Source organism: Streptomyces hoynatensis (assembly GCF_003626535.1).
GTDB classification, from domain to species: domain Bacteria; phylum Actinomycetota; class Actinomycetes; order Streptomycetales; family Streptomycetaceae; genus Streptomyces; species Streptomyces hoynatensis.
In genome coordinates this window covers 107,319-128,294 of the sequence record NZ_RBAL01000016.1, presented here as the reverse complement: position 1 = coordinate 128,294, position 20,976 = coordinate 107,319, and the positions used below count along the sequence as shown (strand labels likewise).

Here is a 20,976-nt window from a genome sequence, read left to right as displayed (position 1 = left end):
GGCTCCATGTCACACGCCAGGAGGTCGCAACCCCAGGCGTCGGCGGACACGGCCTCGTCCCTCGCGACTCTGGAAGGGCGGCTCGGCTACCGGCTCGAGCCCGCCCTTCTGATTCGTGCGCTCACCCACCGCAGCTATGCGTACGAGAACGGTGGGCTGCCCACGAACGAGCGGCTGGAGTTTCTCGGGGATTCGGTGCTCGGCCTCATCGTCACCGACACCCTCTACCGCCGCCATCCCGATCTCGCGGAAGGGCAGCTCGCCAAGCTGCGCGCGGCCGTCGTCCAGGCCAGGGCGCTGGCCGAGGTGGCCCGCGGCCTCGACCTGGGCGCGTTCGTCAGGCTCGGCCGGGGCGAGGAGGTCACCGGCGGCCGGAACAAGGCGTCGATCCTGGCCGACACCCTCGAGGCGGTGATCGGTGCCGTCTACCTCGACCAGGGCCTGGAAGCCGCGGACGCCCTCGTGCACCGGCTGTTCGACCCGGTGATCGAGCGCTCCTCGAACCTGGGCGCCGGCCTGGACTGGAAGACCAGTCTCCAGGAGCTGAGCGCGGCCGAGGGGCTCGGCGTGCCCGAGTACGTGATCAGCGAGACCGGCCCCGATCACGAGAAGACCTTCACCGCTGCGGCCCGTGTCGGCGGCGAGACCTACGGCACCGGCACAGGCCGCAGCAAGAAGGAAGCGGAGCAGCAGGCCGCCGAGACGGCCTGGCGCGCCATCCGCGGGGCGCTCGACGCCGAACGGGAGCGGCAGGCCGAGGGCGCCGAGCCGGCCGACGGCGAGACCGTTGCCTGAGCTGCCCGAGGTCGAGGTCGTCAGGCGCGGCCTCGAACGCTGGGTGGGCGGCCGGACGATCGCCGGTGCCGAGGTGCTGCACCCGCGCGCCGTGCGCCGCCACCTCGCGGGCGCCGTGGACTTCGCCGGGCGGCTGCGTGGCGCCCGGGTGCTCGACGTGCGCCGCCGCGGCAAGTACCTGTGGCTGCCCCTGGGTTCCGAGCTGGCGCTGCTCGCGCACCTGGGCATGAGCGGGCAGCTGCTCGTGCAGCCGGGCGCCGCGCCGGACGAGAAGCACCTGCGGGTGCGGATCACCTTCACGGACGCCGCGCGTGGCGAGCTGCGCTTCGTCGACCAGCGGACGTTCGGCGGTCTTTCGCTGCATCCGGTGGCGGCCGACGGGCTGCCCGAGGTGATAGGCCACATCGCGCGCGACCCCCTCGACCCGGAGTTCGACGAGGACGCCTTCCACGAGGCGCTGCGCCGGCGCCGGACCACCCTGAAGCGGGCGCTGCTCGACCAGTCCCTCATCAGCGGCGTCGGCAACATCTACGCCGACGAGGCGCTGTGGCTGGCGAGGCTGCACTACGACCGCCCCACCGCGAGCCTCGGCAGGGCGAGGACCGCCGAGCTGATCGCCGGCGTGCGCGAGGTGATGAACGCCGCGCTGGCCGTCGGCGGCACCAGCTTCGACAGCCTGTACGTCAACGTCAACGGCGAGTCCGGGTACTTCAGCCGGTCCCTCCGGGTGTACGGCAGGGAGGACCAGCCCTGCCGCCGGTGTGGGACGCCGGTGCGCAGGCGCCCCTGGATGAACCGGTCGAGCTACTTCTGCCCGCGGTGCCAGCGCCCCGCGCGCCGGGCGGCTCAGTAACCGAAGTCCTGCGTCCACCAGGGGCCGCCGGTGCCGAAGTGCACGCCGACGCCCAGGGTGCGGAACTCGCAGTTGAGGATGTTGGCCCGGTGCCCCTCGCTGCCCATCCAGGCGTCCATCACGGCCTGGGCGTCCTGCTGGCCGCGGGCTATGTTCTCGCCGCCGAGGTTGCCTATGCCCGCGACCTGGGCCCGGTCCCAGGGGGTGAGGCCGTCCGGGTCGGTGTGGTCGAAGAAGCCCCTGGCCGCCATGTCCTCGCTGAAGTCCTGGGCGAGGGCGCCGAGCTGCGCGTCCAGCGTCAGCGGCTGGCAGCCCGCCTGCCCGCGCTCGGCGTTGACCAGGGAGAGCACCTGCAGCACGGCGGCCGACTCGGGGTCCGCGTCGGGGGCGCCGGTCTCCTCCTGGGTGGGCGCCTCGGTGGGCTCGGGCTCCTGGCTGCTGGGCTCCGCGGTCGGCTCCGGGTCAGCGGAGGTCTCCCCGGCGGACTCCTCCGGCGGCTCGGAGGCGGGCCGCGAGGGGGTTTCCTCGGCGGTGGGGGAGGGGGACTCCCGGGGCGAGGCGTGCTCCTCCCGGGTGCGCTGCCGCTCCGTCTCCTCCCCGCTCCCGGGGCTTGTGCGGTCGGCCGGGGCCGTCGTGCCCGCCGAGGAGGCGCCACGCGGCGTGGGGGCGAGGCCGCCGGCGTCGTCGACGTGGGTGTCCCCCGCGCTCGGCAGTAGCCCGGACCCCACGGCGACCGCGCTCACGGCAAGTGCGGCCGAGGCGCCGACAAGTCCGGAACGCACGTGGTTCCGCCGACGGCGGTGGCGATGTCGATGGCGACCCATCTGTGGCACCGTCCTCGTCACTCGGTGAAGAACGCGAAGCACCTGAACGGGTGAATGTTCAACGCGTGACGATACGGCATGGCGCCGCGGGCGGAAGTGTCCGAACGGAAATGACGGGATAGCGTGCGTCACATGAACCGACCGAACGGCTCCGCGGAGCGGGCCGGAGCACCGGGGGCCGGCCCCCGGGACCCGCAGGAGGCGGAGCAGCGCGAGGCCACGCAGGACGCGGCCGGGGTGGCGGAGACGGGGCAGGTCCGGATGACCGCGTGGGTGCGCGGCCGGGTGCAGGGCGTCGGATTCCGCTGGTACACGCGGGCCCAGGCCCTGGCCATCGGCGGGCTCCTGGGCTGTGCGCGGAACCTGCGGGACGGCCGGGTCGAGGTGGTGGCCGAGGGGGCGCGCGAGCGCTGCGAGCGCCTCCTGGGGTGGCTGCGCGACGGCGACACGCCCGGGAGCGTGGACGGCGTCACCGAGATATGGGACACACCGCGCGGCGGCTACGAGGACTTCGCCATCCGCTGACGGGGTGCCGCGTCGCGCCCGCAAAGCTGCCGGAAATCCCTTGCCTTCCCCGCTCCGACGTGCAAGGCTTCCGCCACCACCCGCCTGCGCGGCACCCGAGGAGCCGAGGGAAAACGATCGGCGAGCCCCGCGCAGTGGATCTCCACCGGCCCAGGGGGCACGGCCGTGCGCGGTGTGATCGTGTTGACCGTCTCACTTTTTGGTGAGACGCTGAAAGTCCCGCGCACTCAGCTACGTAGCCATGAGAACACTGGGCGGAGCAAACGTCGCGGGTGCTATCTCACGACCCACCAACGGCTTCGGTCGGTCACTCAGTGTGGAGGACCATCCATCATGGCAAAGGCGCTTCTCGGTCACGTCGGCGGCTTCGACCCCCGTGTCCTCGCCGAGATGCGACGGCTCCAGCAGCGCGTACAGGACCTGGAGACGCAGCTCCTCCGGGTTCAGGCGGAGAACGACGCGCTGGCCGCCGCCGCCCGGCACGGCGACTCGGTGCTCGAAAGCATCGACATGCCCAAGGCGCAGCCGGCCCTGACCTGATCTCAAAGGCGAGAGCAGGCCGCGAAGGCTGCCTCTAGTGGATAAATGCGAGGGACGCTTCGGCGTCCCTCCGTCATGTGTGCGGCACCCGCACGACCCCTGCTCAACCCATGCTCGGCATGTGCATCGTTTTTCGTTCACTGTCTGGCTTACTGACTGATGTGCCCTGCATCCCGTCCCCCGAAACGGCGAATCTGAGAACAACGGCGGGTAAAGTCCGACGGCGTGCACCTCAAGACCCTGACCCTGCGCGGATTCAAGTCGTTCGCCTCCGCCACGACGTTGCGCTTCGAACCCGGCATCACCTGCGTCGTGGGGCCCAACGGGTCGGGTAAGTCCAATGTGGTGGACGCGCTCTCCTGGGTGATGGGGGAGCAGGGCGCCAAGTCGCTGCGCGGCGGCAAGATGGAGGACGTCATCTTCGCCGGCACCACCGGGCGCCCCCCGCTCGGCCGGGCCGAAGTCTCCCTGACCATCGACAATTCCGATGGCGCGCTGCCGATCGAATACACCGAGGTCACCATCACGCGGATCATGTTCCGCAACGGGGGCAGCGAGTACCAGATCAATGGCGACACCTGCCGGCTGCTCGACATCCAGGACCTGCTTTCCGACTCGGGCATCGGGCGCGAGATGCACGTCATCGTCGGGCAGGGGCAGCTCGACTCGGTGCTGCACGCCGATCCCACGGGGCGCCGGGCGTTCATCGAGGAGGCCGCCGGGGTTCTCAAGCACCGCAAGCGCAAGGAGAAGGCGCTGCGGAAGCTGGACGCGATGCAGGCCAATCTGGCGCGGGTGCAGGACCTGACCGACGAGCTGCGCCGTCAGCTCAAGCCGCTCGGCCGGCAGGCCGCGGTGGCCAGGCGGGCCGCCGTCATCCAGGCCGACCTGCGGGACGCCAGGCTGCGCCTGCTCGCCGACGACCTGGTCACCCAGCGGGCCGCGCTGCGTGCCGAGCTCGCCGACGAGACGGCGCTGAGGGAGCGCAAGGAGGCCGCCGAACAGCGCCTGAAGGAGGCTTCGCGCCGGGAGTCGGAGCTCGATCAGGAGGTGCGGACGCTTGCCCCGCGCGTGGAGCGCGCCCGGGGTGTGTGGCACGAGCTCTCGCAACTCGCCGAGCGGGTGCGCGGCACCGTGAGCCTCGCGGACGCCCGCGTCACCAGCGCGACCGCCGCCGTGCCCGAGGAGCGGCGGGGGCGGGACCCGGAGGACATGGAGCGGGAGGCGGCCAGGATCAGGGAGCAGGAGGCGGAGTTGACCGCCGCCCTGGAGGCGGCCTCCCGCGCCCTGGACGACACCGTGGCGCACCGCGCCGAGCTGGAGCGGCGGCTCGCCGAGGAGGAGCGCAGGCTGAAGGACGCGGCCCGGGCGCTCGCCGACCGCCGTGAGGGCCTCGCCCGGCTGCACGGGCAGGCCAACGCCGCGCGCAGCCGGGCCGCCTCGGCCCAGTCCCAGATCGACCGGCTCGGCACCGCGCGGGACGAGGCGCAGGAGCGCGCCGCCTCGGCCGCGCGCGAGTACGAGGAGCTGCGCGCCGAGGTGGAGGGCCTGGACGAGGACGACTCGCAGCTCGCCGCCGAGCACGAGGCGGCGCGGCGCGCGCTCGCCGAGGCGGAGAGCGCCCAGAGCGCGGCGCGCGAGGCGGCCACCGCGGCGGAGCGGGAGCGGGCCGCGGTCTCCGCCCGCCACGACGCGCTGGCGCTCGGGCTGCGCCGCAAGGACGGCACCGGCGCCCTGCTCGCCGCCTCCGGCCGGCTCACCGGCCTGCTCGGCCCGGCGGCGGAGCTGCTGACCGTGGCCGTGGGCCACGAGGTGGCGGTGGCCGCCGCCCTGGGGGTCGCGGCGGACGCCGTGGCCGTGGACGGCCCGGCGACCGCCGCGGAGGCGCTGCGCCTGCTGCGCAAGAACGACGCCGGCCGGGCCGCGCTCCTGCTGGCTCAGCCCGAGGCCCTGCCGGCGCCCAGGCCGCCCGCGGAGGACGGGTCCCCGGCGGAGGGCGGGGGGCCTTCGGCCCCCGCCGGGGCCGCCGCCCCCGAGCCGCAGCCAGAGGCCGCCTTCGCGCCGGGGGCCGCCGCGCGCAAGGCGGGGCTTCCGGCGGCGGACAGGGCGCGGGCCGCGGCCGAACTGGTCGACGGGCCACCGGAGTTGCTGCCCGCGGTGCGCCGGCTGCTGCGGGATGTGCGGGTGGTGGGAACGCTGGAGGAGGCCGGGGAGCTGATCGCCGCGCACCCCGGGCTGACCGCCGTGACCGCCGAGGGTGACGTGCTCTCGCGGCATCTGGCGCACGGCGGCTCCGCCGGGGCGCCCAGCCTGCTCGAGGTGCAGGCCGCCGTCGACCAGGCGGCCGCCGAGCTGGCGGAGCTGACCGAGCGCTGCGCCGCCCTCGCCGAGGAGGCCGAGCGGGCGAAGGTGCGGCGCCGGGAGTGCGCGGCCCTGGTCGAGGAGCTGGGCCGGCGGCGCAGCGCGGCCGAGCGCGAGAAGGCCAAGGTGGCCCAGGACCTCGGCCGGCTGAGCGGGCAGGCCAGGGCCGCGGCGGGGGAGGCGGAGCGCGCCCAGGCGGCGGTCCTCAGGGCGGAGGAGGAGCTGGCCAGGGCCGTCGAGCAGGCCGAGGAGCTGGCGGAGCGGCTCGCCGTGGCCGAGGAGGCGGCCGACGCGGAGGAGGAGCCGGACACCGCCGTCCGCGACCGGCTCGCCGCCGACGGGGCCAACGCGCGGCAGACCGAGATGGAGGCCAGGCTCCAGGTCCGCACCCACGAGGAGCGGGTCAAGGGGCTCGCCGGCCGGGCGGACTCGCTGGACCGCGCGGCGCGCGCGGAGCGCGAGGCGCGGGCGCGCGCCGAGCGGCGACGCGCCAGGATGCGCTACGAAGCGCAGGTTGCGGGGGCGGTGGCGGATGGCGCACGGCAGCTGCTCGCGCACGTGGAGGAGTCGCTGGGGCGCGCGCGGGCCGAGCGGGAGGCCGCGGAACGCGCCAGGGCGGAGCGCGAGCAGGCGCTGGCTGCCGAGCGGGCGGCGAGCCGGGAGCTGAAGGAGGAGCTCGACAAGCTCACCGACTCGGTGCACCGCGGCGAGGTGCTCGGCGCCGAGAAGCGGCTGCGGATCGAGCAGCTGGAGGCGCGGGCCCTGGAGGAACTCGGCGTGGAGCCCGCGGTGCTGGTCCGCGAGTACGGCCCCGATCAGCCGGTGCCGCCCTCGCCGCCCGCCGAGGGCGAGGAACTGCCCGAGGACCCGGAGGACCCGCGCAACCGGCCGCGGCCCTACGTCCGCGCCGAGCAGGAGAAGCGGCTGAAGGCGGCGGAGCGTGCCTACCGGCAGCTCGGCAAGGTGAACCCGCTGGCGCTCGAGGAGTTCGCGGCGCTCGAGGAGCGCCACCAGTTCCTCAGCGAGCAGCTCGCCGACCTGAAGAAGACCAGGGCCGACCTCCTCCAGGTCGTCAAGGAGGTGGACGAGCGGGTGGAGCAGGTCTTCACGGCCGCCTACCACGACACGGCGCGCGAGTTCGAGGGCGTCTTCTCCCGGCTCTTCCCCGGCGGCGAGGGACGGCTGCTGCTGACCGATCCCACCGACATGCTGACCACCGGCGTGGAGGTCGAGGCCAGGCCGCCGGGCAAGAAGGTCAAGCGGCTCTCGCTGCTGTCCGGGGGCGAGCGGTCGCTGACCGCGGTGGCCCTGCTGGTGTCGATCTTCAAGGCGCGGCCGAGCCCGTTCTACGTGATGGACGAGGTGGAGGCCGCCCTCGACGACACCAACCTGCAGCGGCTGATCCGGATCATGGAGGAGCTGAAGGGCAGCTCCCAGCTGATCGTGATCACGCACCAGAAGCGCACGATGGAGGTCGCCGACGCGCTGTACGGCGTCTCGATGCAGGGCGACGGCGTCTCGAAGGTGATCAGCCAGCGGCTCGCCTCGTGACGGATCTCACCCCGGCGCCCTCCGGGCCGGGCCGGGGACGTCTCCGGGGGCGCCCGGCGGCCGCACCGCGCGCCGGGGAGTCGGGGCCGGATTGCGGGCAAAACGGAAGTTAACCGGTCAATCTCCGCGGGAGGAATGGGGCATAACCTCGCTTAGGCTGGTCACACGTTCAACAGGCGACTCTCCGGGCGTTTCGGCCGCGGGGTCGCCGGCCGTGTCGCCGACCGCAGGAGGTGGATCGTGAGCTTGCTACCGAAGACCCGTCCCGAGGCGGGGCCCGGCCACCCGTCGCACCTGCCGCACGTGGTCTTCATCGCGGCCACCGCCGCCCTCGGCGGCTTCCTGTTCGGTTACGACAGCTCCGTGATCAACGGCGCGGTGGAGGGCATCCGCGGCAGGTTCGACGTCTCCTCCGGGCGCCTGGGCACGGTCGTGGCCATCGCCCTGCTGGGCGCCGCGCTCGGGGCGGTGATCGCCGGCCGGCTGGCCGACCGGATCGGCCGCATCCGAGTGATGCAGCTCGCCGCGGCGCTCTTCCTCGTCAGCGCGATCGGGTCGATGCTGCCGTTCGCGCTGTGGGACCTGGCCCTCTGGCGGACGCTCGGCGGCGTCGGCATCGGCATGGCCTCGGTGATCGCCCCCGCCTACATCGCCGAGGTCTCCCCGCCCGAGTACCGCGGGCGGCTCGGCTCCTTCCAGCAGGCCGCGATCGTGCTGGGCATCGCCGTCTCGCAGCTGGTCAACTGGGCGCTGGTCAACCTGGCCGACGGCGACCAGCGCGGCTCGCTGCTCGGCCTGGAGGCCTGGCAGGTCATGCTCGGCGTGGCCGCCGTGCCCGCCCTCGTCTACGCGATGATGACCCTCGGCATCCCCGAGTCCCCCCGTTACCTGGTCGCCTCGGGGGACAGGGCCGGGGCCCGTCGGGTGCTGGCCGGGGTGGAGCCCGAGGGCGTGGACCTGGACGCCAGGGTCGCCGAGATCGAGCACCACCTGCGCACCGAGCACCGGTCCACCTGGCGCGACCTGATCGGCGGCAGGGCCGGTCTCCTGCCCATCGTCTGGGTCGGCATCGGCCTGTCGGTGCTCCAGCAGCTGGTCGGCATCAACGTGATCTTCTACTACTCGAACTCGCTGTGGCAGTCCGTCGGCGTCGACCCGGAGAGCTCGTTCTTCTACTCCTTCACCACCTCGATCATCAACATCGTCGGCACGGTGATCGCGATGCTGTTCGTCGACCGCATCGGCCGCAAGCCGCTCGCGCTGATCGGCTCGGCCGGCATGGCGCTCACGCTCGGGCTGACCGCCTGGGCCTTCTCCGCCAAGGAGGGCTCGGGCGACGACATCAGGCTGCCGGACGCGCAGGGCGCGGTCGCGCTGATCGGCGCGCACGGCTTCGTGCTCTTCTTCGCCCTCTCCTGGGGCGTGGTGGTCTGGGTCCTCCTGGGCGAGATGTTCCCCGACCGCATCCGCGCCGCCGCCCTGGGCCTCGGCGCCTGCGCGCAGTGGGTGGCGAACTGGGCGGTCAGCCAGAGCTTCCCGACCCTGTCGGACTGGAACCTCTCCGGCGCCTACGTGATCTACACCTGCTTCGCCCTGGTCTCCATCCCGTTCGTGCTCCTCTGCGTCCGGGAGACCAAGGGCAAGAAGCTGGAGGAGATGGGCTGAGCCCGGCCCCGCCTTCGGGAGCGCGGTCCCCGGCCGGGGGCAGCGCTCCCGCGGCGCGTCGGTGATACTTGTGGCCATCTCCGTGCCCTCAAGGGCCCACTCCAGGCACCACCAAGGGAACCGATGGACATCCTCATCCTCGTCGTAGTCATCGCCGTGGTCGCCGTCGCCGCGGGCAGCGGACTGGTCATCGCGCGCCGCCGGAATCCGGCGCCCCCCCGGGAGAAGGACGGCACGGCCCCGCCGCCGCGCCGCGAGCCGGGCGTGGGCGAGGACCCCGACGTGACCGTCGAGGAGGAGCGCCGCACCATCGAGGACGTGACCCTGCCGCCCACGGCGCCCGACCTGCTCGGCACCGGGACCAGGCCGGTGGAGGTGCCGGAGCCGACCGCGGGGCGCCTGGTCAGGCTGCGCTCCCGGCTCGCCCGCTCGCAGAACACCCTGGGCAAGGGGCTGCTGAACCTGCTCTCCCGCGAGCACCTCGACGAGGACACCTGGGAGGAGATCGAGGACACCCTGCTGACCGCGGACGTCGGCGTCGGCCCCACCCAGGAGCTGGTGGAGCGGCTGCGCGAACGGGTCAGGGTGCTCGGCACCAGGACCCCGGAGGGCCTGCGGGCGCTGCTGCGCGAGGAGTTGCTCACCCTGGTGGGCACCGACCTGGACCGCGTGGTCCACACCGAGGGCGGCGTCTCCGCGGAGGGCGAGGAGCGGCCCGCGGTGGTCCTGGTCGTCGGCGTCAACGGCACCGGCAAGACCACCACCGCGGGGAAGCTCGCCCGGGTGCTGGTCGCCGACGGCAAGTCCGTCGTCCTCGGCGCCGCCGACACCTTCCGGGCGGCGGCGGCCGACCAGCTGCAGACCTGGGGCGAGCGGGTCGGCGCGCGCACGGTGCGCGGGGCCGAGGGCGGCGACCCGGCCGCGGTGGCCTTCGAGGCGGTCCGCGAGGGCATCGCGCAGACCGCGGACGTCGTCCTGGTCGACACGGCCGGGCGGCTGCACACCAAGACCGGGCTGATGGACGAGCTCGGCAAGGTCAAGCGCGTCGTGGAGAAGCAGGGCCCGGTGAACGAGGTCCTGCTGGTGCTCGACGCGACGACGGGGCAGAACGGCCTCGTGCAGGCGCGGGTGTTCGCCGAGGCCGTGGACATCACCGGCATCGCCCTGACCAAGCTGGACGGCAGCGCCAAGGGCGGCATCGTGGTCGCGGTGCAGCGCGAACTCGGCGTTCCCGTCAAGCTGATCGGCCTGGGGGAGGGTGCCGACGACCTCGCCCCGTTCGAGCCGGAGGCCTTCGTCGACGCCCTGATCAGCTGACCCGCAGGCCGGCGCCCCGGTCGCTCCTGGCCACTCCCGCGGTGGCGTAGGCGAGCGCCCCCAGCAGCAGCCGCGCCGGCGGCGGGTCCGCCGCCGTCGCCACCTCGGGCGGGCGCAGCCAGCCGACCTGGCCGCGCCCGCCGTGGTCGCAGGGCGGGGCCGTGATGTGCCGCCCGGGGCCGAGGCCCCGCAGGTCGAGCCGGGTGTCGTCCCAGCCGGTGCGGTACAGCAGCTCGGGCAGGCGGGCCGCCGCCCCTGGCGCGACCAGGAACCAGGCGCGGCCGTGCGGGGCGAGCGCCACCGGGCCGAGCGGGAGGCCCATCCGCTCCAGCGTGAGCAGCGCCCGCCGTCCGGCCGCCTCCGGCACCTCGATCACGTCGAAGCGCAGGCCGGTGGGCAGCAGCACCGTCGCGCCCCGGCCGCGCGCCCAGGCCGCGGCCCACGCCTCCATGGCCTCGTCGAGCGGGGTGCCCGCCGGGATGCTCAGGCCGGGGACGAGCGGGTGCGCCCCGGGGGCGGCGCACGAGGCGTTCCCGCAGGAACAGACCACCCCTCCGTGCGCCGTTGCACGCCGGGCGCGGGCACCGGGGACCACGTCCCAGCCCCACAGCCCCGTATAGGCGGCCACGGCCGTGCCGCCGGGCACGCGCCCGTGGCGCCTGGGGCGGCGCACCGCCCCGCGTAGCTCCCTGATCTCCCGCAAGCCGCCGATCGTGAAGCCCATGCACTCTCCAACGGAGTCGCTCTGCCGACGGTTACGCGACCGTGGCCGCGGGGCGACTTCACCCGCAGGGGGGAGCACGCGGGGGAGTGCATTCACTCGTACGCGCCCCCGGAGTGCTTCCCGTCGCCCAACGTCGAACACCGTGCGTACAAGTGAAGCGCCCCTGATGGGCATGAGCTTCTGGCAGAGGGGTGGCGAATGGTGGCGATTGCCGGTCGCCCCTCGCCACGCCAGTGATCGTAGGATTACGTTCAGTGCATCCGTAGACGCCGTGTCAGCAGGCGCGCGTCAGGATGCCGGAGACCCGGGATGGGGGCGTAACTGTGGGCGCAGGCGGCAGCGGCGGGACCTCCGCCAAGCGGCCGAACGAACGGCTGACGTCGTGGTTCCAGCGCAGTGGGTGGTCGAAGGGCGAGCTCGCCAGGCAGGTGAACCGCCGCGCCCGCAGGCTGGGCGCCCACCACATCAGCACCGACACCTCCCGGGTCCGCCGCTGGCTCGACGGCGAGCAGCCGCGCGAGCCGATACCGCGCATCCTCTCCGAACTGTTCTCCGAACGCTTCGGCACGGTCGTCTCCGTCGAGGACCTCGGGCTGCGCACGGCCCACCACTCCGCGGCCGTCTCCGGCGTCGACCTGCCCTGGGCCGGGCCGCAGACCGTCTCGCTGATCAACGAGTTCTCCCGCAGCGACCTGATGCTCGGCCGCCGCGGCTTCCTCGGCACCTCGCTGACCATGTCGGCGGGCCCCGACCTCATAGAGCCCATGCAGCGCTGGCTCGCGCCCAGCCCGCAGGGGCAGGACGGCGCCGGGGAACCGGCCGGGGCGCCCGGGGCGACGCTCGGCGCCCTGCCGGCCGCCGCACACGCCGGCGAGCAGCAGCGACGGCTGACCCGCATCTCCGAGGTCGAGCTCGCCGAACTGGAGGCGACGATCGCGCAGTTCCGCCTCTGGGACGCGCAGAGCGGCGGCGGCCTGCGCCGCAAGGCGGTCGTCGGCCAGCTCCACGAGGTCACCGACCTGCTCCAGGACTCGCACCCGGCGCCGGTGCGCCGCAGGCTGTTCCGCATCACGGCCGAACTGGCGGAGCTGGCCGGGTGGATGAGCTACGACGTCGGCCTCCAGCCCATCGCCCAGAAGTACTTCGTCCTCGCGCTCCACGCCGCGAAGGAGGCAGGGGACCGGCCCCTGGGCGCGTTCATCCTGTCGTCGATGAGCCGCCAGATGATCCACCTGGGCCGGAGCGAGGACGCGCTCGAACTCATCCACCTCGCCCAGTACGGCAGCAGGCAGTGCGCCACCGCGCGCACCCAGGCGATGCTCTACGCGCTGGAGTCCCGGGCGCACGCCGGCCAGGGGCAGCCGAGCAGGTGCCACCGCTCGGTGCGGATGGCCCAGGAGACCTTCGCGGAGATCGAGCCGGGCGAGCAGGACCCGGACTGGATCGCCTTCTTCTCCGAGGCGGAGCTGCACGCCGAGACCGCCCACTCCTATCGCGACCTCGCCTACGTGGCCGGGCGAAGCCCCGCCTACATCTCCCAGGCCAGGCCGCTGATGCGGCGCGCGGTCGAGCTCTTCGCCCGGGAGCGCGCCGAGCATCCCGACGCCGGCCACCAGCGGTCGTATGCACTCAACCTCATCGGCATGTCCACCGTGCACCTGCTCGAGAACGAGCCCGAGGCGTTCGCCGCCGCCGCCCACCAGGCCCTCGACGTGGCCGGGGCGCTGCGCTCGGAGCGGGTGATGATCAGGCTGCGCAAGACCGGCGCCGCCGCCGGCCGGGAGTACGCGGGGGTGCCCGAGATCCGCGAGGTGCTGCAACGGCTGGCCGAGCTCGCCGCCGGGCGGGAGCGGCCCCACGGCAGGGAGGGCGGCGTGGCCCGGGCGGTCTAGCGCCGCCCACTCCCCTGGTCCCCCCTCGCCCCTCGTCCCGACGCGCCCCGCCCGGGCGCTCGGGGCACGGACGCGGGCGGCGGCGGGGCGTTACCCCGCTCCGCCGACGCGGTGATCCTTGTCATGGCGGTGTAACACGTCCCGCCCCATCGTCACCTTCGTGAAACAAATGGGGCCATTGACGGAAACGGCCCTCAGAGAGCCTGTGGCGCATCGTGACCTGCCCGCGGGACTTGCCCGCATGGGCCGTCCTTCTGAGGAGACGTCCGCTTTGAGCCCTGAAGAAGTGCTGTCCCAGACAAATATCGGTTATGTGGTGATCAGTGCCGCACTGGTGATGCTCATGACTCCGGGCCTCGCCTTCTTCTACGGCGGCATGGTCCGGGTCAAGAGCGCGCTGAACATGCTGATGATGTCGTTCATCGCCCTCGGCATCGTCAGCGTGCTCTGGGTGCTCTACGGGTTCACCCTGGCCTTCAGCGACACCAGCAGCAGCCCGATCCTCGGCAACCTGGACTACATCGGACTCCAGGACATCACCGTCGACCAGGGCGAGCTGATCGCGTTCATCCTGTTCCAGCTGATGTTCGCCGTGATCACGCCCGCCCTGATGAGCGGCGCCCTGGCGGATCGCGTCAAGTTCACCGGCTGGGCGCTCTTCGTGGTCCTGTGGGTCACCGTCGTATACTTCCCGGTCGCCCACTGGGTGTGGGCGGTGGACCAGGGCTGGCTGTTCAACCAGGGCGTGATCGACTTCGCGGGCGGTACCGCGGTCCACATCAACGCCGGCGCGGGCGGCCTCGCCGCGGCGCTGGTGGTCGGCAAGCGCATCGGCTTCAAGCGCGAGCCGATGCGCCCGCACAACCTGCCGATGGTGCTGCTCGGCGCGGCCCTGCTGTGGTTCGGCTGGTTCGGCTTCAACGCGGGCTCCGCGCTCTCCCCGAACGGCACCGCGGCGCTGATGGCCCTCAACACCCAGGTCGCCACGGCCGCCGCCATCATCGGCTGGCTGGCCTACGAGCGGCTGCGGCACGGCGCGTTCACCACCCTGGGCGCGGCCTCGGGCGCGGTCGCGGGCCTGGTCGCCATCACCCCCTCCGGCGCCAACGTCAACCCCATGGGCGCCCTGCTCATCGGCGTCGTGGCGGGCGTGGTCTGCGCCTGGGCCGTGGGCCTGAAGTACCGGCTCGGCTACGACGACTCCCTCGACGTGGTCGGCGTGCACCTCTTCGGCGGCGTGGTCGGCACCCTCATGGTCGGCTTCCTGGCCACGGACGGCGTCGGCGGCTTCGAGCAGTTCGGCAAGCAGGCCCTGGGCGCGTTCTCCGTCATGGCCTACTCCTTCGTGGTCAGCTACCTCCTCGCCCAGCTCGTCCAGCGCACCATCGGCTTCCGCGCCTCCGAGGAGGAGGAGACCGCCGGGCTCGACCTGGCCTACCACGCGGAGACCGGGTACGACTTCAGCCAGACCGGCTCCGGCACGGTGGCCGTCGGCGCGGCGGCGGGCACGGCCGGCGCGGCGGAGTCCGGCGGGCGGACCGGTGACAGGCACGGCGAGAAGGCCGGCGAGAAGGCCGGCGAGAAGAAGGTGGACGCATGAAGCTCATCACCGCGGTGATCAAGCCGCACCGCCTCGACGAGGTCAAGGACGCCCTGCAGGCGTTCGGCGTGCACGGCCTGACCGTGACCGAGGCCAGCGGCTACGGCCGGCAGCGCGGCCACACCGAGGTCTACCGGGGCGCCGAGTACACCATCGACCTGGTACCGAAGATCCGCATCGAGATCCTCGTCGAGGACTCCGACGCCGAGCAGCTGATCGACGTCGTCGTCAAGGCGGCCCGCACCGGCAAGATCGGCGACGGGAAGGTGTGGAGCGTGCCGGTCGACACGGCCGTCAGGGTCCGCACCGGCGAGCGCGGCCCGGACGCCCTGTAGCGGTGACCCCTCGCCCACACCCCGGCAAGGGCCGGGAAACCACCCGACCACGACGACGGGAGTTGGCTACCGCATGACGGCTCCAACCGCCGGAACCGGCGGCGACGAGACGGAAACCGGCGGCGGTTACGCGGCGGCCCGGCTGCGCCTCCTCACCTCGGAGGAGCGGCCGGGCCCGCCGCGTCGCGCCGCGCTGGCCCGCCTGACCGACGAGTGGCTGGCCGGGCTCTTCGCCGCCGCCCCGCGCCAGGGCCGCGCCGCCCTGGTCGCCGTGGGCGGCTACGGGCGCGGGGAGCTGTCGCCGCGCAGCGACCTCGACCTGCTCCTGCTGCACGAGGGCGGCGGGGGGCGCGCCGAGGTGGCCGCCCTCGCCGACCGGCTCTGGTATCCGGTGTGGGACCTGGGCATCGCCCTCGACCACTCGGTGCGCACCCTGGCCGAGGCCCACCGGGCCGCCGCCGAGGACCTGAAGGTCCACCTCGGGCTGCTCGACGCGAGACACCTGGCGGGCGACGCCTCGCTCACCGCGGAGCTGCGCACCGCCGTGCTCGCGCAGTGGCGCGCCAAGGCCCCGACCAGGCTGTTCGAGCTGCGCGAGCTCACCGCGGAACGGGCCCGCAGGCAGGGCGAGCTGCCGTTCCTCCTCGAACCCGACCTGAAGGAGACCCGCGGCGGCCTCCGCGACGCCACCGCGCTGCGCGCCGTCGCCGCCTCCTGGGTGGCCGACGCCCCGCGGCAGGGCCTCGACGCGGCGCGCAACGTCCTCCTCGACGTCCGCGACGCCCTGCACCTGGCCACCGGCCGGGCCACCGACCGGCTCGCCCTGGAGGACCAGGACCAGGTCGCCGCCGCCCTCGGCCTGTCGGACGCCGACGCGCTGCTGCGCCAGGTCTACGAGGCGGGGCGCACCATCTCCTACGCCTCGGACGTCACCTGGCGCGAGGTCGGCCGGGTGCTGCGCGCGCGCTCGGCGCGCCGCGGGCGCCGCGGCCTGCTGCCGGCCAGGGCCGGCCGGCGCGGGCAGGCGCCCGAGCGCACGCCGCTCGCCGAGGGGGTCGTCGAGCAGGAGGGTGAGGTGGTGCTGGCCCGCACCGCGCGCCCCGACCGCGACCCCGTGCTGCCGTTGCGCGCCGCCGCCGCGGCCGCCCAGGCCGGGCTTCCGCTCGCGCTGCCCGCCGTGCACGCCATGACCGCGGCGGCCGGGCAGAGCGCCGCCCTGCCGGTGCCCTGGCCCGCCGAGGCCCGCGAGCAGTTCGTCACCCTGCTCGGCGCCGGGCCCTCCGCCGTGCCGGTGTGGGAGGCGCTGGACGCCGCGGGGCTGATCACGGGGCTGCTGCCCGACTGGGAGCGGGTCCGCTGCCGCCCGCAGCGCAACGCCGTACACCGCTGGACCGTCGACCGCCACCTCGTGGAGACCGCGGTGCGCGCCTCGGCCCTCACCCGCCGCGTCCGCCGCCCCGACCTGCTGCTCGTCGCCGCCCTCCTGCACGACATGGGCAAGGGCTGGCCCGGCGACCACAGCCGCACCGGGGAGACGATTGCCCGGGACATGGCCACCCGGATGGGCTTCCCCGCCGCGGACGCCGGGGTGCTCGGCACGCTGGTCAGGCACCACCTGCTGCTCGTCGAGACGGCCACCAGGCGCGATCTCGACGATCCGGCGACCGTCGCCACGGTCGCCGAGGCCGTGCGCGACCTCGGCACCCTCGAACTGCTGCACGCGCTGACCGAGGCCGACGCCCTCGCCACGGGCCCGGCCGCCTGGTCGCCCTGGCGCGCCTCGCTCGTCGCCGACCTGGTCAAGCGGGTGGCCGCGGGTCTGGAGGCCGGCGGCCCCGGGCCCGCGGCGGGGAGCCTGGCGGGGGCCGGGCCGGGGAGCGACGCGGAGGCGGGGGACGCAACGGGGGACACGGCGGAGGACGCCGCGAGGGGAGGGGTGCGGGGCGGCCGGGCGCCGGGGGCGGCCGGGGGCCAGGGGCACAGCCCGGAGCCAGGGGCGCACCCTGCCGCCTCGCGGCCGTCGGCCGCCGCGGAGCGGCTCGCCTTCGAGGCCGTCCGCACCGGCGGCCCCGTGCTGAGCCTGCGCCCGCGGCCGGAGGACCCGGGGCCCGACCCGGGGCGCGACCCGGCCGACCCGGCGCGGGAGGCACCGCCGGGCGAGGAGCCCGTGGGCGTCGAGCTGCTGCTCGCCCTGCCCGAGCGGCCGGGCGTGCTGCCCGCCGTGGCCGGGGTCCTGGCGCTGCACCGGCTCACCGTCCGCTCGGCCGAGCTGCGCTCCCTGGACCCGGCGGAGCAGGGGCCGGTCCTGCTGCTGAACTGGCGGGTGGCCGCCGAGTTCGGCTCGCTGCCCTCCGCGGAGCGGCTGCGGGCCGACCTGGTGCGCGCCCTGGAGGGTTCCCTCGACATCGAGGCCAGGCTCGCCGAGCGCGAGGCCGCCTACCGCAGGCCGCGCCGCCGCTCCCCGCAGGCGCCGCCGCCCGCCGTCTCGGTGGCCCCCGGCGGCTCCCGGGTGGCCACCGTCATCGAGGTGCGCGCCCAGGACGCCCCGGGGCTGCTGCACCGCATCGGCCGCGCGCTGGACGCGGCCGGGGTCGTGGTCCGCAGCGCGCACGTCAGCACGCTGGGTGCCAACGCCGTGGACGCCTTCTACGTCACCGGCGTCGAGGGAGCCCCCCTTCCCGCCGCGGAGGCGGCCGGGCTCGCCCGCGACCTGCAGCGGGCGCTCGCGGCGGGCTGAGCCGCCCCCGCCCCGGGGCCGGGAGGCGGCGGGGCGGGGCGGGCGGCCCTCCGCCGTGGGCTGACCGTACGGGCGCGGGCCCGATACCCTGGAGGGCACCGAATGACGACTTGCCCCACGATCTGTAAGGACCCGCCAGCGCCGTGTTCGATACTCTCTCCGACCGCCTTGCGGCAACGTTCAGAAATCTCAGGGGCAAGGGCCGCCTGAGCGAAGCGGACATCGACGCCACGGCCCGGGAGATCCGTATCGCCCTGCTGGAGGCGGACGTCGCCCTGCCGGTGGTCCGCTCGTTCATCAAGCAGGTCAAGGAGCGGGCGCTGGGCGCCGAGGTGTCCAGGGCCCTCAACCCCGCCCAGCAGGTCATCAAGATCGTCAACGAGGAGCTGGTCCGCATCCTCGGCGGCGAGACCAGGCGGCTGCGCTTCGCGAAGAACCCGCCGACGGTGATCATGCTGGCCGGCCTCCAGGGCGCCGGCAAGACGACCCTGGCGGGCAAGCTCGGCCGGTGGCTGAAGAGCCAGGGCCACACGCCGCTGCTCGTCGCCGCCGACCTGCAGCGGCCGAACGCGGTCAACCAGCTCTCCGTCGTCGCCGAGCGCGCCGGGGTGGCCGTCTTCGCCCCCGAGCCGGGCAACGGCGTGGGCGACCCGGTGAAGGTGGCCGAGGACTCCCTCGGCTACGCGCGGGACAAGCAGCACGACGTGGTCATCGTGGACACCGCGGGCCGCCTGGGCATCGACGAGGAGCTGATGCGGCAGGCCGCGGACATCCGCGACGCCGTCCGGCCCGACGAGGTCCTGTTCGTGGTCGACGCGATGATCGGCCAGGACGCGGTCACCACCGCGGAGGCCTTCCGCGACGGCGTCGGCTTCGACGGCGTGGTCCTCTCGAAGCTGGACGGCGACGCCCGGGGTGGCGCGGCGCTGTCCATCGCCCAGGTCACCGGCCGCCAGATCATGTTCGCCTCCAACGGCGAGAAGCTGGACGACTTCGACGCCTTCCACCCCGACCGGATGGCCTCGCGCATCCTCGGCATGGGCGACGTGCTCAGCCTCATCGAGCAGGCCGAGCGCACCTTCAGCCAGCAGGAGGCGGAGAAGCTCGCCGGGAAGCTGGCCAAGGGGCCCAAGGAGTTCACCCTCGACGACTTCCTGTCCCAGATGGAGCAGGTCCGCAAGATGGGCTCGCTCTCCAAGCTGCTCGGCATGATGCCGGGCATGGGCCAGATGCGCGAGCAGATCAACAACCTCGACGAGCGCGAGGTGGACCGCACGGCGGCGATCATCAAGTCGATGACCCCGGCAGAGCGCACCGACCCCAAGATCATCAACGGCTCGCGGCGGGCCCGCATCGCGCGCGGCTCCGGCGTCGACGTCAGCGCCGTGAAGAGCCTGGTGGAGCGCTTCTTCGAGGCCCGCAAGATGATGTCCAGGATGGCCCAGGGCGGCGGCATGCCGGGGATGCCGGGCATCCCGGGCATGGGCGGGGCGCGGCGCAAGGCCAAGCAGCAGAAGAAGGGCAAGGGCGCCCGCCGCTCGGGCAACCCGATGAAGCGCCAGGCCGAGGAGAGCGCCGCGGCCCAGCGGCAGGACGGCGAGGGCGGCGCGTTCGGCCTGCCGGGCGCGGGGCAGGGCCCGGGCGACTTCCAGCTGCCCAAGGAGTTCAAGGACCTGCTCCCGCCCTCCTGAGGACCGTCTCAAGGGGCCGTGGGACCGCCCGATTCACGCTCGGGCCCCGCGGCCCCGTACCATCTCCGCCATGGCTAAGGCTCCCGTACTCACCCCCCAGGCGGAGGACTTCCCGCGCTGGTACCAGGACGTGATCAGCAAGGCCGAGCTCGCCGACAACGGCCCGGTCCGCGGCACCATGGTCATCCGGCCTTACGGGTACGGGCTCTGGGAGCGGATGCAGTCCGAAATCGACGCCCGCATCAAGGCGGCGGGCGCGCGCAACGCCTACTTCCCGCTGTTCATCCCGCAGTCGTACATGGTCAAGGAGGCCGAGCACGTCGAGGGCTTCGCCCCCGAGCTCGCGGTGGTCACCCACGGCGGCGGCAAGCAGCTCGAAGAGCCCGCGGTCGTCCGGCCGACCTCGGAAATGATCATCAACGACTACTTCGCCAAGTGGGTGCAGAGCTACCGCGACCTCCCGCTGCTGATCAACCAGTGGGCGAACGTGGTCCGCTGGGAGATGCGCCCGCGGGTGTTCCTGCGCACCACGGAGTTCCTCTGGCAGGAGGGGCACACGGCGCACGCCACCTACGAGGACGCCAGGGACTACGCCGCGCGCATCCACCGCGAGGTCTACGCCGACTTCATGGTCAACGTGCTGGCCGTCGACGTGGTGCTGGGCCGGAAGTCGCCGGCCGAGCGCTTCGCCGGGGCCATCAACACGCTGACCCTCGAAGGCATGATGCGCGACGGCAAGGCCCTCCAGATGGGCACGAGCCATGAACTCGGCCAGAACTTCGCCCGGGCCTTCGACACCCGCTACCTGTCCAAGGAGGGCAGCCGCGAGCTGGTGTGGCAGACCTCCTGGGGCTCCTCGACCCGCATGGTCGGCGGCCTGATCATGACCCACGGCGACGACAACGGGCTGCGCGTGCCGCCGCGGCTCGCCCCGGTGCAGGCCGTCGTGCTCGCGGTCAAGGACGACGAGGCGGTCCTCGCCAAGGTCCGCGAGCTCGGCGCGGCGCTGGGCGCCGCCGGGATCAGGGCCGAGGTCGACGACCGCACCGACACCCCCTTCGGCCGCCGGGCGGTGGACTGGGAGCTGAAGGGCGTGCCGGTCCGCGTGGAGATCGGGCCGCGGGACCTGGCCGAGGGCACCGCGATGCTCGCCCGCCGCATCCCGGGCGGCAAGGAGCCGGTCTCCATCGAGCAGTTGCCCAAGCTGCTGCCGACGGTGCTGGAGGAGGACCAGGCGCTGCTGCTGCGCCAGTCCCGCGAGCTGCGCGAGGGGCGCACCCGGGACGTGCAAACGATCGAGGAGGCGGTCGAGGTGGCCACGCGCGGCGGCTGGGCCCGCATCCCGTGGGCCGAGCTGGGCGCCGAGGGGGAGCAGCGGCTGGCCAAGGACGCCGTCTCCGTGCGCTGCCTGGTCGCCGAGGACGGTTCGGTGCCCGAGTCGGACGACGCCCCGGGCACGCTGGCGATCGTGGGCCGCTCGTACTAGGCCGGGTCGTCCGGATTCTTCCCGGATCGGGCCGCCGCCCCTGCGGGCGGCGGCCCGCCCGCAGGCCGCCCGGGGTGCGC

Annotated in this window: 15 protein-coding genes; 13 read left to right on the top strand and 2 right to left on the bottom strand. The window is 74.0% G+C overall.

Annotation, left to right across the window (positions count from 1 at the left end):
* Positions 1–6 precede the first annotated feature (6 nt).
* Together rnc and mutM are read left to right on the top strand one after the other, a co-directional pair.
* Complete coding sequence (gene rnc, locus D7294_RS23550; RefSeq protein ID WP_120683029.1) at positions 7–795, top strand: ribonuclease III; 789 nt, start codon at positions 7–9, stop codon at positions 793–795.
* Positions 788–1,648 carry a bifunctional DNA-formamidopyrimidine glycosylase/DNA-(apurinic or apyrimidinic site) lyase gene (gene mutM, locus D7294_RS23545; RefSeq protein ID WP_120683027.1) on the top strand — a complete coding sequence of 287 codons (861 nt, stop codon included), beginning with the start codon at positions 788–790 and terminating at the stop codon, positions 1,646–1,648. Before rnc ends, mutM begins: the two co-directional genes overlap by 8 nt.
* Here mutM and D7294_RS23540 read toward each other — a convergent pair.
* The gene (locus D7294_RS23540) at positions 1,642–2,376 is read right to left on the bottom strand and encodes a CAP domain-containing protein (protein WP_241562575.1); all 735 of its coding nucleotides are present in this window, start codon (positions 2,374–2,376) and stop codon (positions 1,642–1,644) included. The genes mutM and D7294_RS23540 overlap by 7 nt on opposite strands.
* A 333-nt stretch (positions 2,377–2,709) precedes the next feature.
* Between D7294_RS23540 and D7294_RS23535 the strand changes: the two genes are divergently transcribed.
* The 5 genes from D7294_RS23535 to ftsY all read left to right on the top strand — a co-directional run bounded on the left by D7294_RS23535 (position 2,710) and on the right by ftsY (position 10,431).
* A complete protein-coding gene (locus D7294_RS23535) occupies positions 2,710–2,997 on the top strand; it encodes an acylphosphatase (protein ID WP_277751112.1) in 288 nt (95 codons plus the stop codon).
* Between the two features lie 333 nt (positions 2,998–3,330).
* Positions 3,331–3,537 carry a hypothetical protein gene (locus D7294_RS23530; RefSeq protein ID WP_120683023.1) on the top strand — a complete coding sequence of 69 codons (207 nt, stop codon included), beginning with the start codon at positions 3,331–3,333 and terminating at the stop codon, positions 3,535–3,537.
* A 225-nt stretch (positions 3,538–3,762) separates the two neighbouring features.
* Positions 3,763–7,449: a chromosome segregation SMC family protein gene (locus D7294_RS23525; protein WP_120683021.1), complete on the top strand. Its 3,687-nt coding sequence runs from the start codon at positions 3,763–3,765 to the stop codon at positions 7,447–7,449.
* Positions 7,450–7,689: 240 nt separating this feature from the next.
* A complete protein-coding gene (locus tag D7294_RS23520; RefSeq protein WP_422070730.1) occupies positions 7,690–9,114 on the top strand; it encodes a sugar porter family MFS transporter in 1,425 nt (474 codons plus the stop codon).
* Between the two features lie 123 nt (positions 9,115–9,237).
* On the top strand, positions 9,238–10,431 hold the full coding sequence (gene ftsY, locus D7294_RS23515) for a signal recognition particle-docking protein FtsY (protein ID WP_120683018.1): 1,194 nt from the start codon (positions 9,238–9,240) through the stop codon (positions 10,429–10,431).
* On the opposite strand, the gene D7294_RS23510 is transcribed toward ftsY, so the two are convergent.
* Positions 10,424–11,155 (bottom strand): bifunctional DNA primase/polymerase, encoded by a 732-nt coding sequence (locus D7294_RS23510; RefSeq protein WP_120683016.1) that lies wholly within the window; start codon positions 11,153–11,155, stop codon positions 10,424–10,426. The genes ftsY and D7294_RS23510 overlap by 8 nt on opposite strands.
* A 293-nt stretch (positions 11,156–11,448) precedes the next feature.
* Here D7294_RS23510 and nsdA point away from each other — a divergent pair, with 293 nt between their 5' ends.
* From nsdA to proS, 6 genes are all read left to right on the top strand, one after another.
* Positions 11,449–13,047 carry a transcriptional repressor NsdA gene (gene nsdA, locus D7294_RS23505; RefSeq protein WP_120683014.1) on the top strand — a complete coding sequence of 533 codons (1,599 nt, stop codon included), beginning with the start codon at positions 11,449–11,451 and terminating at the stop codon, positions 13,045–13,047.
* 289 nt (positions 13,048–13,336) lie between these two features.
* Positions 13,337–14,647 (top strand): ammonium transporter, encoded by a 1,311-nt coding sequence (locus tag D7294_RS23500; RefSeq protein ID WP_422070731.1) that lies wholly within the window; start codon positions 13,337–13,339, stop codon positions 14,645–14,647.
* Entirely contained in the window at positions 14,644–14,982 is a 339-nt protein-coding gene (locus D7294_RS23495; protein WP_120683010.1) for a P-II family nitrogen regulator, read from the top strand. The genes D7294_RS23500 and D7294_RS23495 overlap by 4 nt, the downstream gene beginning before the upstream one ends.
* A gap of 73 nt (positions 14,983–15,055) precedes the next feature.
* Complete coding sequence (locus D7294_RS23490; RefSeq protein ID WP_120683008.1) at positions 15,056–17,719, top strand: [protein-PII] uridylyltransferase; 2,664 nt, start codon at positions 15,056–15,058, stop codon at positions 17,717–17,719.
* Positions 17,720–17,862: 143 nt separating this feature from the next.
* On the top strand, positions 17,863–19,410 hold the full coding sequence (gene ffh / locus D7294_RS23485; RefSeq protein ID WP_120683006.1) for a signal recognition particle protein: 1,548 nt from the start codon (positions 17,863–17,865) through the stop codon (positions 19,408–19,410).
* Positions 19,411–19,480: 70 nt separating this feature from the next.
* Positions 19,481–20,896 carry a proline--tRNA ligase gene (gene proS / locus D7294_RS23480; RefSeq protein WP_120683005.1) on the top strand — a complete coding sequence of 472 codons (1,416 nt, stop codon included), beginning with the start codon at positions 19,481–19,483 and terminating at the stop codon, positions 20,894–20,896.
* The last annotated feature ends 80 nt before the right edge of the window (positions 20,897–20,976 follow it).

Coding starts and splice junctions, on each gene's coding strand:
- rnc (WP_120683029.1), top strand. CDS start 7: ATGTCACACGCCAGGAGGTCGCAACCCCAGGCGTCGGCGGACACGGCC.
- D7294_RS23530 (WP_120683023.1), top strand. CDS start 3,331: ATGGCAAAGGCGCTTCTCGGTCACGTCGGCGGCTTCGACCCCCGTGTC.
- ftsY (WP_120683018.1), top strand. CDS start 9,238: ATGGACATCCTCATCCTCGTCGTAGTCATCGCCGTGGTCGCCGTCGCC.
- D7294_RS23510 (WP_120683016.1), bottom strand. CDS start 11,155: ATGGGCTTCACGATCGGCGGCTTGCGGGAGATCAGGGAGCTACGCGGG.
- nsdA (WP_120683014.1), top strand. CDS start 11,449: ATGCCGGAGACCCGGGATGGGGGCGTAACTGTGGGCGCAGGCGGCAGC.
- D7294_RS23495 (WP_120683010.1), top strand. CDS start 14,644: ATGAAGCTCATCACCGCGGTGATCAAGCCGCACCGCCTCGACGAGGTC.
- D7294_RS23490 (WP_120683008.1), top strand. CDS start 15,056: ATGACGGCTCCAACCGCCGGAACCGGCGGCGACGAGACGGAAACCGGC.
- proS (WP_120683005.1), top strand. CDS start 19,481: ATGGCTAAGGCTCCCGTACTCACCCCCCAGGCGGAGGACTTCCCGCGC.